Below are 13,961 nucleotides of genomic sequence, written 5' to 3'. Positions count from 1 at the left end.
GTATGTCCCCCGGACGCGCGCTGGCTGCTGGGGTGGTGCTCAGAGGTGCCCAGGGCGGGGTGTGCTGGGCCCGGTTGCTCAGCGGCCCTGGTTCGCCACCGCCTGGATCGCGGAGACGGCGGCGTCCGGGTCGAGGTAGGTGCCGCCCGGATTGGTCGGCCGCAGGTCGGCGTCGAGGTCGTAGCGCAGCGGGATGCCGGTCGGGATGTTCAGCTTGGCGATCGCCTCGTCGGAGACGCCGTCAAGGTGCTTGACCAGCGCGCGCAGCGAGTTGCCGTGCGCGGCGACCAGGACGGTCCGGCCGGCGCGCAGGTCCGGCACGATCGAGTCCGACCAGTACGGCAGCAGCCGGGCCACCACGTCCTTCAGGCACTCGGTGCGCGGCAACTCGGCGCCGAGGCCGGCGTAGCGCGGGTCGCCATCCTGGCTGAACTCGGTGCCCGACTCGATCGGCGGGGGCGGCACGTCGTAGGAGCGGCGCCAGAGCGTGAACTGCTCCTCGCCGTACTGGTCGAGGGTCTGCTTCTTGTTCTTGCCCTGGAGGGCGCCGTAGTGGCGCTCGTTGAGCCGCCAGTCCCGCCGGACGTCGATCCAGTGCCGGTCGCAGGTGTCGAGGGCGATGTTGGCGGTGGAGATCGCGCGGCGCAGCAGCGAGGTGTGCACGACGTCCGGGAGGATCCCGGCGTCCCGCAGCAGCTCGCCGCCCCGGCGGGCCTCGGTCTCGCCCCGCTCGGAGAGGGGGACGTCGACCCAACCCGTGAACAGGTTTTCGGCGTTCCAGACGCTCTCGCCGTGGCGGAGCAGCACGAGGGTGCCGACAGCGTTAGCCATGCCTACAGCCTGCCAAACGGGACCGTGCGAGCACGAATGCCGGTCTATCCACAGGAAAGCGATCTGTCCACAGTGCTCGATCATGCCCTTGACCTGTGATTTTGCTGATCACTACGCTCGACTTGGGCTCGCGAGACCCGGGGAGGGCGGGGGCGTGCCTTCCCACTGGGCAGGACGCTGGCGGGTCGGGCCACTGCGGATGCGCTGCGCGGTCCAGCATGGACGGTGTTGGACCGGCTCGGCGCGCCGGTGACGCTCCCGGCCAGGAAGATCGGAACGTACCGGGGCGCGGCTGCAGCGACCGGGCGCCCGGCCATCCCCGCCTTCGTCCTGGCCGCGACGGGTACCGAGCCGGCCGACTGATCAGGCCGGGGTGGCGGTCTCCCGGTCCCGCAGGTCCTTGCGCAGGATCTTCCCGGACGCCGACTTGGGGATGGCGTCGATGAACTCCACGGCCCGCACCTTCTTGTACGGGGCGACGTGTTCGGCGACGAACGCCATCACCCCCTCGGCGCCGAGGTCCTCGGCCCCGGGCTGGCGAACGACGAACGCCTTGGGCACCTCCTCGCCCTCGGCGTCGCGGACACCGATCACGGCCGCGTCGGCGATGCCGGAATGGGTCAGCAGCAGCGCCTCCAGCTCCGCCGGCGGGACCTGGTAGCCCTTGTACTTGATCAGTTCCTTGACCCGGTCGACCACGCTGAAGCAACCCTGCTCGTCCACCACGGCGACGTCGCCGGTGTGCAGGTAGCCGTCGGAGTCGATGGTGGCCGCGGTCGCCTCGGGGTTGTTCAGGTAGCCGGCCATCACGTTCGGGCCGCGCACCCACAGCTCGCCGGGCACGCCCGGACCCACCTCCTCGCCGGAGGCCGGGTCGACCAGCTTGGCGGCCTGGTTCGGCAGGAGCAGGCCGACGGTGCCGACGGAGAGGTCGTCCCGGTCCGCGGGGATCGCGTGGCTCACCGGGCTCAGCTCGGTCATCCCGTAGCCCTGGCGCACCCGGCAGCCCAGGCGGGACCGGACGGCGGCGGCCAGGTCGGCATCCAGCGGCGCGGCGCCGGACAACAGGAGCCTGAGCGCGGACAGGTCGTAGTTGTCGACCAGCGGGTGCTTGGCCAGCGCGACCGCGACCGGCGGCGCGATGTAGACGCGGTCGGTGCGGTACTCGGCGATCACGCGCAGGAACTCGGCCAGGTCGAACCTGGGCATGGTGATCACGGTCGCGCCGTTGAGCAGCGCATGGTTCATGGTCACCTGCATGCCGTAGATGTGGAAGAACGGCAGCACCGCCAACACCCGGTTCTCGCCGTCGAGCTGGAGGAACGGCTGGCCCTGCAGGAGGTTCGCCACGAGGTTGCGGTGGGTCAGCATGACGCCCTTGGCCCGGCCCGTCGTACCTGACGAGTAGGGCAGTACCGCGATGTCTACGGCTGGGTCGAGCGCCACCTCGGGGGTCGATGCCGGTGTGGCGAGCAGTTCGCTGAGGTTGGTGTGCCCCTCCGCGCCGTCCAGCACGACGACGTCGCTGACGCCGGCGGTCTCGGCGGCCGGGCGCGCCCGGTCGAGGAAGGCGGAGATGGTGAAGAGCATCCGCGCGCCGGAGTCGGTGAGCTGGCTCGCGACCTCCTCCGGGGTGTAGAGGGCGTTGATGGTGGTCACTGTCGCGCCCGCGAGCAGCGCACCGTGGAAGACGACCGCGTAGTACGGCGTGTTCGGGCTGAGGATGCCGATGACGTCGCCCTTGCCGACCCCGCGCTCGGCCAGGGCCGCGGCCAGTCGGTCGACCGCGGCCGCCAGCTCGCCGTAGGTGAGGGTCCGGCCGCTCGGGCCGTCGATGAGCGCCGGGCGCGCCGCGCGGGCGGCCACATCGGCGAAGAGCAGGTCGGGCAGCGTGACATCCGGGATCTCGACGTCGGCGAACGGGCTGCGAAGGACCATGGCGCTCTCCTCACACCGGCGGAGCGGGGAGGCCAATCGTGGCCGGCGTCACTCGACGCGGTCAAGCTCCATCGTTTCGCGATCCGAGCGTTACTTTGCACCCCTAAGAACACTCGAATGGAGCAGTGAGGCGGGCTTGTGAACGCCTCGTGAGTTCTGCCAAGTTGACATTGCTCTCCCTAGATCGGCTCCCACGCACTCCCCGATCTCGAGAGGGTGTCACCGCGGTTCGCCTCCCCCGTCGAACCGCGGCCCGCCCGGATCCTCGGGGTGCCCCCCGCCCAGAGGATCCGTCGCGGCGGGGACCTGACGCGGGGCGGCTCGAGCTCGCGACTCCCCCTCTCTCCCGAGCCGCCCCGCGCCTCCCGCGGGGGAGGTGTGTCCGCTGGTCAGCGGACCGGGGCGTCGACACGTCGTGTTTTGTGGGGCCGAGCCCCCACACCCCACGACGGGGGCTTGCCCCCGGACCCCCGCTCGCTACGGCAGGACCAGCACACTGAGCACACTTCGCAGAGCAGCGGGCGAGGTTGGGGGTCCGGTCCGCTTCAGCAGACCGAGCACTCCCTGACAGGCGGCAGTGCCGGTTGGCTACCCGATCTCACCTCGCACAGCGAGCACACATGACGAGGCGGCGGCGAGATCAGCTGTGTGGGGGCGACCAAGCATCCATATGCCCGATGGCGGGGGGAATCACCTGGCCGGCGCGGCCGCCCCTGGTCCTCGACGGGGTGTCAACGCAGCGAGCGCAGCCTGTGCTCTGCATCCGCTTTTCTTGTGGTGCGATGGTGTTCCTTGCAGGTCGTGGGGTCGTTTTCCGGGGTTGTCCGGTGTGGACGGTGGGGTCAGGGTTCGGGGCCGCGGTCGACGAGGTGTTGGAAGGCTCGGAGGTTGGCGAGGGATTCGCCGCGGGAGACGCGCCAGTCCCACTCGCGCTTGATGGCAGTTGCGAAACCCAGTTCCAGCAGGGTGTTGAAGTCGCCGTCGGCGGCTTCGAGGACCTGGCCGAGGACACGGTCCAGTTCCTCCGCGGTCACCGCGTGCAGGCCGATGTGGCCGATCAGGTAGATGTCGCCGGCCTTGTCCACCGTGTAGTGCACGCCGTAGAGGCGGGCGTTGCGTCGGAGCAGGTAGCGGTAGACCTCTTCGTGCGCCTCGTCGGGGTGGCGGCAGACGAACGCCTCGACCAGCAGGGCGTGGCGTTCGACGATCAGCCAGCAGTTGGTCTGCAACTTCTTAATTCCCGGCAGGGTCACGAAGAAGCGCCCGGGCGCGCGGCGCTCGTACCGCAGCTCCCGCTCGTCGAGCGTGTTCGCGATGAGCTGGTCCAACGCCTCGAGCTGGGTATGGGTCACACCGCCACCTCCCGTCGGGACGTCTCGAGCGGCCGCGCCGCCTCCGCGTAGGTTGCCAGCAAGGCGTCGGTCGTGCGATCCCAGGAGAACCGGGCGGCATGATCGACCGCACGGGCGGAGAGTTCGGCCAGGCGCGCGGGACGCAGAGCGACGTCCGACAGCGCCCTTGCCCACTCGGCCGGGTCGTGGCTGGTCATCAGCAAGCCCGACTCGCCGTCCGCCACGGCCACCGGCAGGCCGCCGACCGAGGCCGCGACCACCGGTGTGCCGCATGCCTGCGCCTCGAGGGCGACCAGGCCGAACGACTCGTTGTAGCTGGGGACCGCGACCAGGTCGGCAGCCCGGTACGCCTCGGCCAGGGCTGAACCGGACTGTGGGGGGAGGAAGCGGACCACGTCGGCCACGCCCAGCTCCACGGCCAGGGCACGCAACGCCTCGGGCTGCTCCAGGCCGTTGCCGGAGGGGCCGCCCACGATCAGTACGACGAGCCGGTCCCGCAGGGCCGGGTCGCGCGCCAGCATCTCGGCGGCGGCCCGCACCAGCACGTCCGGCGCTTTCAGGGGCTGGAGCCGGCCGACGAAGGCGAGCACCACGGCGTCCGGGGCGAGGCCGAGGGCGGCGCGGGCCGCCGCCGGGTCGCCGGGCCTGAAGCGTTCCAGGTCCACGCCAGGTGGGATGGTCACCACCCGCTCCGGCTCGGCGCCGTAGAGATCGATGAGCTGACCGGCCTCCACCGGGGTGTTGGCCACCAGACGGTCGGACTCGGCGACCACCTGCTCCTCCCCGATCACCCGGATGCGGGGCTCGGGCCGGTCCCCGGCGGCCAGCGCCGCGTTCTTGACCTTGGCCAGCGTGTGCGGGGTGTGCACGTGCGGCACGCCCCACCGGCCGGTGCTGAGCCAGCCGACCTGGCCGGACAGCCAGTAGTGCGAGTGCACGGCGTCGTAGTAGCCGGGCTCGTGCCGAGCCTCGGCGCGCAGCACGCCCGCGGTGAACGCGCAGAGCTGCCCGGGCAGCTCGTCCTTGCCCAGCCCCTCGAACGGGCCGGCCGTCACGTGCCGCACCAGCACGCCGGGAGCCAGCTCGGCCACCGGTGGCAGGTCGGAGGAGGTGGCGCGGGTGAAGATCTCGACGGCGATGCCCCGGCGGGCCATTCGGGTGGCGGTTTGCACGATGTAGACGTTCATGCCGCCGGCGTCCCCAGTGCCGGGTTGCTCCAGTGGGGAGGTGTGCACGGAGAGCACCGCGACCCGGCGCGGCCGGCGGCGGCTACGGCGCAGCGGGTTGACCGAACCCATCACCGGGCGACCTCCGCGGCGGTACAGCGGCGCGCGAACCCGTGCAGCTCCCGGTGGAACTCGGCGGGCCGCTCCAGGAACGGCACGTGTCCCACGCCATCCCACCGGCGGAGCGTGGCGCCCGGGATGGTCGCCCCTGCGTACTCGGCGGCACGCGGGTCGACGACGGTGTCCTCGCGGCCGTGCAGTACCAGGGCGGGCACGTCCACCGCGGCCAGCACCTCCCGGCTGTCCTGCTCCCGCTGGAACAGCCCGGCCCGCACGTGGGCCGGGGTGGTCAGGGCGGTGTCCAGCAGGCCCCGATTGACCTCCTCGGGCAGCGGGGTGGCGGACATGCCGGCGCACAGCTCGGCCAGGGCGGGCCCGGCGACGGCCGGGTCGGCGTCGCAGGCCGCCGGCATCGCGGCCCGCATGGTGCGCCCGACCCAGGCGCCCGGCCGGCCGCGGCCGAGCTCGGTCAGGGCACCGACCAGGACGATTCCCGCCAGGCCGGCGGTGCCGTGCACGCGGAGGTGGTCGGTGAGCACCAAGCCGCCGTAGGACCAGCCGACGAGCACGACCGGGGCGTTCGCGTGCCGGACCAGCGCGGCGACGTCATCGGCCCACACGCGCGGGTCGCGGTAGCCGCCGTCGTCCGGTGCCGCCGAGGCGCCGTGCCCGCGCAGGTCGGCCGCGATCACCCCGAACTCGTCGGACGACAGCTGCCAGACCGCGCCGGACTGCGCCCAGCCGTGCAGCAGGACCAGCGCCGGGGCGCCGGCCGGACCGGTCTCCCGGACCGCGAGCCGGACGCCACCGGCGCCGGTGAGGTACGTCGTCGTATCCACTACCCACCCCCAAGTCGGGCTCCGCGCAACACTCAACCCCGTGGGGCGGCGGTTGCTTCCCGACTCGCGACGTAGGTCACTTCTGTGGCTTCGCCCTTGACGTCATTTGAGGGCGGACTTGGCCTGCCACTGGTCCCACGGGATCAGCCAGTCGTATGGGGCGTACCGCGGCGGCATGTCCGTGATGGAGCCGGTGACCTCGACGGGGTCACCGACCAGCGCGCTGTCGAAATACGCCTTGGCGTCGGTGTTGGTGAGGTTGACGCATCCGTGCGAGGTGTTTGCCCGCCCGATGTTGGCTCGGTTGTCCTCGTTCTCGTGGATGAACTCCCCGTGGTTGGAGAACCGCACCGCCCAGTTCTTCCAGACGTTGGTGTAGCCGTAGCGGGGGTTGTCGAACTTCCAGCGCTCGTGTTTCTCGGTCACGTAGAACGTGCCGTTCGGCGTGGTCAGCTCGGGATCGTTGTCCCTGCCGTTGCTGGAGGCGTAGCGGGCGACCTCCCTGCCGTCCCGGTAGACGACCATCTGGTGGTCCGGGGTGTTGATCCTGACCACCTGGTTGCGACCGATGGTGAAGTGTGTGCTCAGGTCGTCCTTGCCGTAGACCCCGTCGCCGTAGTTCACGCCGTACAGGTCGGCGGTCACGGTCACCTCGGTGCCGGCCGGCCAGTACTCCTTGGGCCGCCAGTGCACCTCGCGGTCGCCCTCGACCCAGCCCCACGAGCCGGTGACCGGCACGGACGTCTTCACCTGCAACGCCTTCTCGACAGCGGCCTTGTCCTTGACGGGCGCGTCGAACCTGATGGAGATCGGCATGGCCACGCCGACGGTCTGGTTGTCCAGCGGGTAGATCGTGCCGCGCAGCACCTGGGCCGGCTGCACGGTGCTGAAGCTGCCCTGGATCGGCACGTCCTTGCCGTCGGTGCCGCGGGCCTTGCCGGACCAGGTGTAGGTCTTGCCGTAGCCGAGCTTCTCGGTGGCGGTCCAGGTCCTGTGGTCCTCGGACCGCTTCCCCTCGACCTGCTTGCCCTCCGGGTTGGTGAGCTTGACGTCCTCCAGCTCGCCGTTGGCGACGGTGAGCTTGACCGGGGCGGTCGGGCTCACGCCGCTGGCTCCGTCACCCGGTTCGGCCGTGACCTTGGCGACCGGCTCGGACGGGGACGCCGAGCCGGACGCGTCACTCGAGCCGGAGCATCCGGCCACGAACACCAGGGCCGCGACCACCGCCGCGCTTATCAGACCGCCGATCAGACCAGTGCGCATCCGCGGAGCCGCGACCACCACTGACCACCTCCCGTTTCTCCCTCGTCAAGGGTGCCCCGTCCCAAGACGCCCGTGCACACCGGGTCTGTTGCCGCAACTCCTTGTGGGGGTTGTCACAGCCTTGACCTCCTCCGCGCGGGGGAGGATTGCGCCCGTGAGTGCCGAACAGACGATCCATGAGTCCCCATCCGGCCGAGTGGCCGTGGTGACCGGGGCAAGCGCCGGCATTGGCGCCGCCACCGCGCGTCGGCTCGCCACGGAAGGGTTCCGCGTCATCCTCGGAGCGCGCCGCGTCGAGCGCTGCCGGGAAATCGCCGACGAGATCGGCGGTACCGCACTCGCCCTCGACGTTACCGACCCGGAGTCGGTGGCGGCGTTCTGCGCGGCGGTCCCCACCGCGCACGTGCTGGTGAACAACGCCGGCGGCGCACTGGGCCTGGCGCCGGTGGCACAGGCCGACGAGGAGCACTGGCGCCGGATGTGGGAATCCAACGTCCTGGGCACGCTCCAAATGACCAAGGCGCTGATCGGCAGGCTGGCGGACTCCGGGGACGGCCACGTGGTGACGGTGACCTCGGTAGCCGCGTTGCACATCTACGACAACGGTGCGGGCTACACCTCGGCGAAGCACGCGCAGTCCGTGCTGCACCAGACGCTGCGCGGTGAGCACCTGGGCGAGCCGGTGCGGTTCACCGAGATCTGCCCGGGGCTGGTGGAGACCGAGTTCTCGCTCGTGCGGTTCGAGGGTGACCAGGAGCGTGCCGCATCGGTCTATCAAGGGATGACCCCGCTGACGGCGGAGGATGTCGCGGACACCATCGCCTGGGCGGTCACGCGCCCCTCGCACGTGAACATTGACCGAATTGTGCTCATGCCGAGGGATCAGGCTTCGCCGACGCGGGTACACCGCCGTTAGGCGCACCGCTGCCGGCTTCGCGACGGGATCGTGCGGCGCCGTCAACGGGACATTGGCACCGAGGTTCGTTTCTCTGGCAACGGGGACGTAACGGTGACTATCCGGATCCTGGTGGCGGGCCCGCAGCCTGGAGGGGCGGCGACCGGCTCCTCAGTACTGGTGGTACGAGCGCCCCGCGATGGGCGTCTTGCTGACAGTGCCCCCTCGTGGGGCTCCTGCCGGGACTGGCTGGACAGCAAGCCTGGATACGCCCGTCTGGGCGGTGATGCGACCGAAGGCGGGAGCGGCTCACGACATCCGTGGGGGCTGTTACTGATCGCTGTCGACTACATCGTTCGGGGCTCTTGACTTCTCAAAAAAGGCCCACACAAGCGAACCGAGCACCACACACCGGGCAACCGAATATCCATAGTGGACAGATAACCTGTCCGACGCAGGGATTTCCCGGAAGATGCGGGGAAAGTCGGCGCTGGGTTGACCTATCCCGTTGTGGGTTCCCGGACCGCGCCGCGCCGCATCCGTGCGCAGGGCTGGTGTCCCACATCCCGAGCGGACTTCCCGACGGGCGAGCCAAACACGAGAACAGGGGCGGGGAGCGCTGCCCCGGTACGTTCCCCGCCCCTGTGGTCCCCACCCACCACCGTCAGGTGAGGACCCCCTGGACCCCGTGGCCGCCGTGACGTCGCCGAAGCGTCACGACTCCGCGCGCTTAGCGGAGTCCGGGCCTCGTGGGCTCGGCGGCTGCGTGCACAGCCGCACGTCCAACTCCTCCAGGACCCGTCCGATCGGGTTGGCAAAACCCGAACGGCCGTCCCTGCTCCCGGCGAAGTACAGGCCGACCACCCGGTTCGCGCCGTCGACCACCACCGCCCCGGAGTCGCCGCGGTCCCCGAAGGGAACCGGGTCGGCGATGATCCGGATCTGGTCGCGAAGCGTCCGGATGCCCAGGCCGTTGCCGTAGTTCAGCGCGAGGGTCGCGTCCGTGGACGCGATCCGACCGCTGGTGACGCGTGTCGTCCGACCACGCTTGCGCACCGCCATGCCGATGGTCGCCTCGGCCTCACCCGCGATCGGGCCGAGATCGGCAATGGCGCAGTCGTGTGTGCGGGACTCGACCAACTCGACCACGGCACCGTCGACGTGGCTGGACAACGTGCACCTGGCAAGTGTTCCGAAAACGTCCCGCGGGCACTGCCCACCGTCCACACGGGACGGATGGGCCATGGTGTCGCCCACCGACCACGCGTCGTCGACGCACGCGACGTGGAAGTTGGTGAGCATCATGACCGTTCCGCTCCCGCCGCGATCGGTGACCACCGCGCCGGTGGTGCCCGCGGTCGAGTACTCGCCGGGCACCGGCACATCCGGTGGTGCCAGGCGGATCGGCCGGCACGGGCCCATACTCAGTCCGCCGACGATCGCCCTGGCGACCTCGGCCGGCGCGGGCGTGCCCGCCTCCGAGCCGATGGGGAGCACCACCTGGTGCAGGACGTAGTCCTCCTCGACGACATCGGTAGCGATCCCGTCGATCTCTTCCGGGATCAGCTCGGACTGGGATACCTCATCGGCCGGGCGCTTACGCTGCACGTAGACGACGATGGCGGGACGCCCGGTCGACCGGCCCCCGGTCACCTTCTCCCCGATGTCCACGCCGACCACACCGGGTCGGGCGAGGAATTCGTCCTCGACGCGTCGCTTGACCGGCCGGATCTGGTCCCTGCGCATCGGGTCATCGTTCTTCGCCATGATGACCTCCTCGATCCGGCACTGCCGCTACCTCCATAGAACACGTGGGGTAAGGACTCCGTCACCAGACGTCACCCGATCGGCCGTTCAGCCGATTGGCTTAGCTGACCGAATGGGGTACTTTTCGCGGCCTTTTCGAGATAGGAGCGCAACTTTCAGGGAATTTTTCTCGCTCAAGAGGTCCTCGAGGCAGGCTTGTCCGGCGGGCTCCTCCGGCCCGGTGTTACTCCGGGTCCGGACGTCGGGACGGCGCAGCTCCGGATGCGGTCGGGACGAGCGTCGCCGGGGCACGGCGCACAAGGCACCGATCAGACCGATCAGCCGGCACACCGATCAGGACTGCCTGACGCGCATGCCCGGACAGTCGCGGCCGATGCTGCGCTGTTCGGACGCGTTCCCAACGCGTTCTCACAGGCGGCAGCCGACCAGCAACGGCTCCGGGTGCAGCGTCACGTCGAAGGCCGCCCGCACGCCGTCGCGCACCTCCCGCGCCAGCGACAGCAGATCCTCGGTCCGCGCTCCGCCCCGGTTCGTCAACGCCAGGGTGTGTCGGCTGGACAACGCAACCCGGCCTCCCGGCCCGGCATGGCCCCGGCGGAACCCGGCGCGCTCGATGAGCCATGCCGCGGAGAGCTTCGTCCGCCCCGCGCCGCCCGGGAACGTTGGTACCCGCACGTCCGGGCCGAGCCGCGCGGCGATGGCGCCGAGCACGTCCGGCAGCGCGGTGTCCGGGACGATCGGGTTGGTGAAGAACGAACCGGCGCTCCACGTGTCGTGGTCGTCGGGGTCGAGCACCATGCCCTTGCCCCGGCGCAGCTCCAGCACCGCCTCGCGGGCCCGTGCGGCCGGCACCCGGGAGCCCGGCTCGACGCCCAGAACCCGAGCCAGCTCGTGGTAGCGGATCGGCGCCGAGCTCGCGTCCTGCCGCAGGGCGAAGCGAACGCGCAGGACCACCGCACTGTCGGTGCCCCTGAGGATGCTCGTCCGGTACGCCAGGCCGAGGTCCGCCGCCCGGACCTGGATCACCTTGCCCGAGGAGCGCTCGAGCAGGTCGACCGACCGCAGCAGATCCGACACCTCGACGCCGTACGCGCCCACGTTCTGCACCGGCGTGGCGCCGACCTGGCCGGGGATGCCGGACAGGCACTCCAGGCCACCCAGCCCGCGGGACACCGTGTCGGCGACGACCTCGTCCCAGTCCTCGCCCGCCTCGACGGTCAGCTCCACCACGCCGTCGGCGACGCTGTCGACCTGGCGCCCGCGGGTCGCCACCCGGACCACGGTGCCGTCGAAGCCCTCGTCGGAGATGACCAGGTTGGAGCCCCCGCCGACCACCAGCAGTGGTTCACCCGCATCGTCGGCGGCCCGCACCACCTCGACCAGGTCGGTGGCGCGTTCCGCGGTCACGAACCAGGCGGCCGGGCCGCCCAGGCGCAGTGTCGTGTAGTCGGACAGCGGGACGGCCTCCTGGACCGCACAGCCGGTACGGGATGCGCTGGGCAGGGGGGTAGTCACGACGCCCAACGGTAGCCTGCGGGGCATGGCGACCAGCACCGAGACCGCGTTCGACTACCCGCGCCCGGCCGCCGAGGTGCGCGCGGCCCTGGTCGACGAGGCATACCTGCGGGCCCGGCTGGACGAACTGGGCGGACTCGACGCCGAGCTGGTCGTTGTGGAGCCGTCCGGAGACGGCGGCGGCAAGGCTGTGCTGCGGCAGGGCGTCCCGAGCGACAAGCTGCCGTCCTTCGTGCAGGCGGTCGTGGGCGGTGACCTCGTGATCGAACGCACAGAGGTGTGGCAGCCCACTGCCGACGGTGCGACCGCGACCGTCCACGCAACCGTGCCACGGACCCCGGCGGTCATCGACGGCACCGTCGTGCTGACCGACCACGGCGAGGGCTGTCGGGCCCGGATCCGCATCACCGCCACGGTCAAGGTGCCGTTCGTGGGCGGCAAGGTGGAGGCAGTCGTCATCGACCAGGTGCGGACGCTGCTGGTCGCCGAGCACGCGTTCACCGTCGGCTGGCTCGACGAACAGCGGTGAGCGGGCAGGAGCTGACGGCCCGGCACCCGGAACCGACCGTACGACGGACATCGGAGTCCTGCGGGCAAACCTCGCGCCGGAAACGGAAACCGCGGTTGGCCGCAGGCCGTGCCCGCGCGCTCGGGCTCGCCACCCGCGGGACGACGAACCCCAACCGGCTGCGCCGGATCGACCGGTGGCTGGTGGGTACGCCGTGGGTCGCGGACGTGGTGCGCGGCGCGGCCGACCCGCTCGTGGTGGACCTCGGGTACGGCTCGTCCCCGGTCACCACGGTCGAGCTGGCCGAGCGGCTGCGGGTGCTGCGCGCGGACGTGCGGGTGCTGGGTCTGGAGATCGACCCGGAGCGGGTGGCCGCGGCGCGGCCGGCCGCCGCCCCGCCCCGCCTGGAGTTCGGGCGGGGCGGTTTCGAGCTGGCGGGGCGACGTCCCGTCCTGGTGCGGGCGTTCAACGTGCTGCGGCAGTACCCCGAGGAGCAGGCGGCCCCGGCGTGGCGGACGTTGCTCGACCGGCTCGCCCCGGGTGGCCTGCTGGTGGAGGGCACCTGTGACGAGATCGGCCGGCGCTGTTGCTGGGTGACGCTGGATGTGGGCGGGCCGCGCACCTTCACGATGGCCTGCCGCCCCTCGACCATCGACACCCCTTCCGATCTGGCGGAACGGCTCCCCAAGTCGCTGATCCACCGCAACGTTGCGGGTGAGCGGGTGTATGCGTTGCTGGCGGAGCTGGACGTGTGCTGGGCGAAGGCCGCGCCGTTCGCCCCGTTCGGACCGCGCGCCCGCTGGGCGGAAACCGTGCGGCTGCTGGCCGATCAGGGGTGGCCGGTGCTCGACCGTTGGCGGCGGTGGCGGCTCGGCGAGGTGACCCTGCCCTGGTCGGCGGTGGCCCCGGCCCGACCGGCCCCCTCCCCCTGATTCGGGGGAACGCGGCGCGGCGGGGCGACCGAGATCACCGTTAGGCTCGAATTCGTGGAGCACGCCGACTACGTGGAGCGGATCCGGGAGCATTCCGAGGCGTTGCGGGCGGCCGCCGTGGCGGTGGGGCCCGGGGCAACGGTGCCCACCTGTCCGGAGTGGACCGTGCACCGGCTGGTCCGGCACATCGCCCGGGTGCACGGTTGGGTGCTGGAGAACCTCTCCGCCGCCGACCCCGAGAACCCGAGGCCGGCACCGCGACCACCCGAGGAGTGGGCGGAGCTGCTCGACTGGTGGGACGACTACCGCGGTCGGATGCTCGACTTCCTGGCCGGCGCCGATCCGGCGGCGCCCGCCTGGGTGTTCTCGCCGGTCGCACCCGCCACCGTCGGCTTCTGGTCCCGCCGGCAGGCGCACGAGGCCGCCATGCACCGGCTCGACGTCGAACACGCGTGTGCCGCTGCCGAACACGGCGGGAACGACGTGCCGGAGCTGGCGTTCCCGGCGGAGTTCGCCGCCGACGGAATCGACGAGGTGCTGCTGCACGTCGTGCCGTCGCACGTCACCGCCTGGGCACAGTCCACTCTGCGCGGCACGGTGCTGTTCCACGCGGTCGACATCGGTCGGGCCTGGCTGGTCCGGCTGGAGCCGGAGCAGTTGCCGCAGACCAGCCGGCACGTGGACGTGGTGGATGCCGACGCCACCGTGGCCGGCAACGCGGACGCGGTCTACCGGGCGGCCTGGGGCCGGCCACACCACGCCATCGTCAGTGGCGACGCTGAGCTGCTGGCCGCGGCCCGCGGCCGGTGACCACTGGCTGACCTGCGAGAATCCC

12 protein-coding genes are annotated in these 13,961 nt (G+C 71.3%); 4 read left to right on the top strand and 8 right to left on the bottom strand.

The window, feature by feature from the left end; all coding sequences use genetic code 11:
- Nucleotides 1–78: 78 nt before the first annotated feature.
- From IEY55_RS21935 to IEY55_RS21910, 6 genes are all read right to left on the bottom strand, one after another.
- Nucleotides 79–831, bottom strand: coding sequence for a phosphoglyceromutase (locus IEY55_RS21935; RefSeq protein WP_189060406.1), 753 nt, complete (start codon nucleotides 829–831; stop codon nucleotides 79–81).
- A gap of 363 nt (nucleotides 832–1,194) precedes the next feature.
- Nucleotides 1,195–2,769 carry an AMP-binding protein gene (locus IEY55_RS21930; protein ID WP_189060405.1) on the bottom strand — a complete coding sequence of 525 codons (1,575 nt, stop codon included), beginning with the start codon at nucleotides 2,767–2,769 and terminating at the stop codon, nucleotides 1,195–1,197.
- Nucleotides 2,770–3,611: 842 nt separating this feature from the next.
- Entirely contained in the window at nucleotides 3,612–4,121 is a 510-nt protein-coding gene (locus IEY55_RS21925) for a type III secretion system chaperone family protein (RefSeq protein ID WP_189060404.1), read from the bottom strand.
- Nucleotides 4,118–5,419, bottom strand: coding sequence for a D-inositol-3-phosphate glycosyltransferase (gene mshA / locus IEY55_RS21920; protein WP_189060458.1), 1,302 nt, complete (start codon nucleotides 5,417–5,419; stop codon nucleotides 4,118–4,120). Before mshA ends, IEY55_RS21925 begins: the two co-directional genes overlap by 4 nt.
- Nucleotides 5,419–6,246, bottom strand: a complete 828-nt coding sequence (locus IEY55_RS21915; protein WP_189060403.1) for an alpha/beta fold hydrolase — start codon at nucleotides 6,244–6,246, stop codon at nucleotides 5,419–5,421. Before IEY55_RS21915 ends, mshA begins: the two co-directional genes overlap by 1 nt.
- Nucleotides 6,247–6,348: 102 nt before the next feature.
- Nucleotides 6,349–7,509: a L,D-transpeptidase gene (locus IEY55_RS21910; protein ID WP_189060402.1), complete on the bottom strand. Its 1,161-nt coding sequence runs from the start codon at nucleotides 7,507–7,509 to the stop codon at nucleotides 6,349–6,351.
- 154 nt (nucleotides 7,510–7,663) lie between these two features.
- Between IEY55_RS21910 and IEY55_RS21905 the strand changes: the two genes are divergently transcribed.
- The gene (locus IEY55_RS21905) at nucleotides 7,664–8,425 is read left to right on the top strand and encodes an SDR family NAD(P)-dependent oxidoreductase (protein WP_229686627.1); all 762 of its coding nucleotides are present in this window, start codon (nucleotides 7,664–7,666) and stop codon (nucleotides 8,423–8,425) included.
- Nucleotides 8,426–9,118: 693 nt separating this feature from the next.
- Here IEY55_RS21905 and IEY55_RS21900 read toward each other — a convergent pair.
- Both IEY55_RS21900 and IEY55_RS21895 read right to left on the bottom strand, forming a co-directional pair.
- Nucleotides 9,119–10,171: a S1 family peptidase gene (locus IEY55_RS21900; RefSeq protein WP_229686626.1), complete on the bottom strand. Its 1,053-nt coding sequence runs from the start codon at nucleotides 10,169–10,171 to the stop codon at nucleotides 9,119–9,121.
- A 408-nt stretch (nucleotides 10,172–10,579) separates the two neighbouring features.
- Nucleotides 10,580–11,686 (bottom strand): UDP-N-acetylmuramate dehydrogenase, encoded by a 1,107-nt coding sequence (locus tag IEY55_RS21895; protein ID WP_229686625.1) that lies wholly within the window; start codon nucleotides 11,684–11,686, stop codon nucleotides 10,580–10,582.
- 25 nt (nucleotides 11,687–11,711) lie between these two features.
- Between IEY55_RS21895 and IEY55_RS21890 the strand changes: the two genes are divergently transcribed.
- The 3 genes from IEY55_RS21890 (at nucleotide 11,712) to IEY55_RS21880 (ending at nucleotide 13,936) form a co-directional block, all read left to right on the top strand.
- On the top strand, nucleotides 11,712–12,215 hold the full coding sequence (locus tag IEY55_RS21890) for a DUF2505 domain-containing protein (protein ID WP_189060400.1): 504 nt from the start codon (nucleotides 11,712–11,714) through the stop codon (nucleotides 12,213–12,215).
- 95 nt (nucleotides 12,216–12,310) lie between these two features.
- Nucleotides 12,311–13,126, top strand: a complete 816-nt coding sequence (locus tag IEY55_RS21885; protein ID WP_189060399.1) for a class I SAM-dependent methyltransferase — start codon at nucleotides 12,311–12,313, stop codon at nucleotides 13,124–13,126.
- Nucleotides 13,127–13,180: 54 nt separating this feature from the next.
- On the top strand, nucleotides 13,181–13,936 hold the full coding sequence (locus IEY55_RS21880; protein WP_229686624.1) for a maleylpyruvate isomerase N-terminal domain-containing protein: 756 nt from the start codon (nucleotides 13,181–13,183) through the stop codon (nucleotides 13,934–13,936).
- Nucleotides 13,937–13,961 lie beyond the last annotated feature (25 nt).

The organism is Longimycelium tulufanense, assembly GCF_014645795.1.
Classification (GTDB): Bacteria; Actinomycetota; Actinomycetes; order Mycobacteriales; family Pseudonocardiaceae; genus Longimycelium; species Longimycelium tulufanense.
This window is presented reverse-complemented; position numbering and strand designations above follow the sequence as displayed.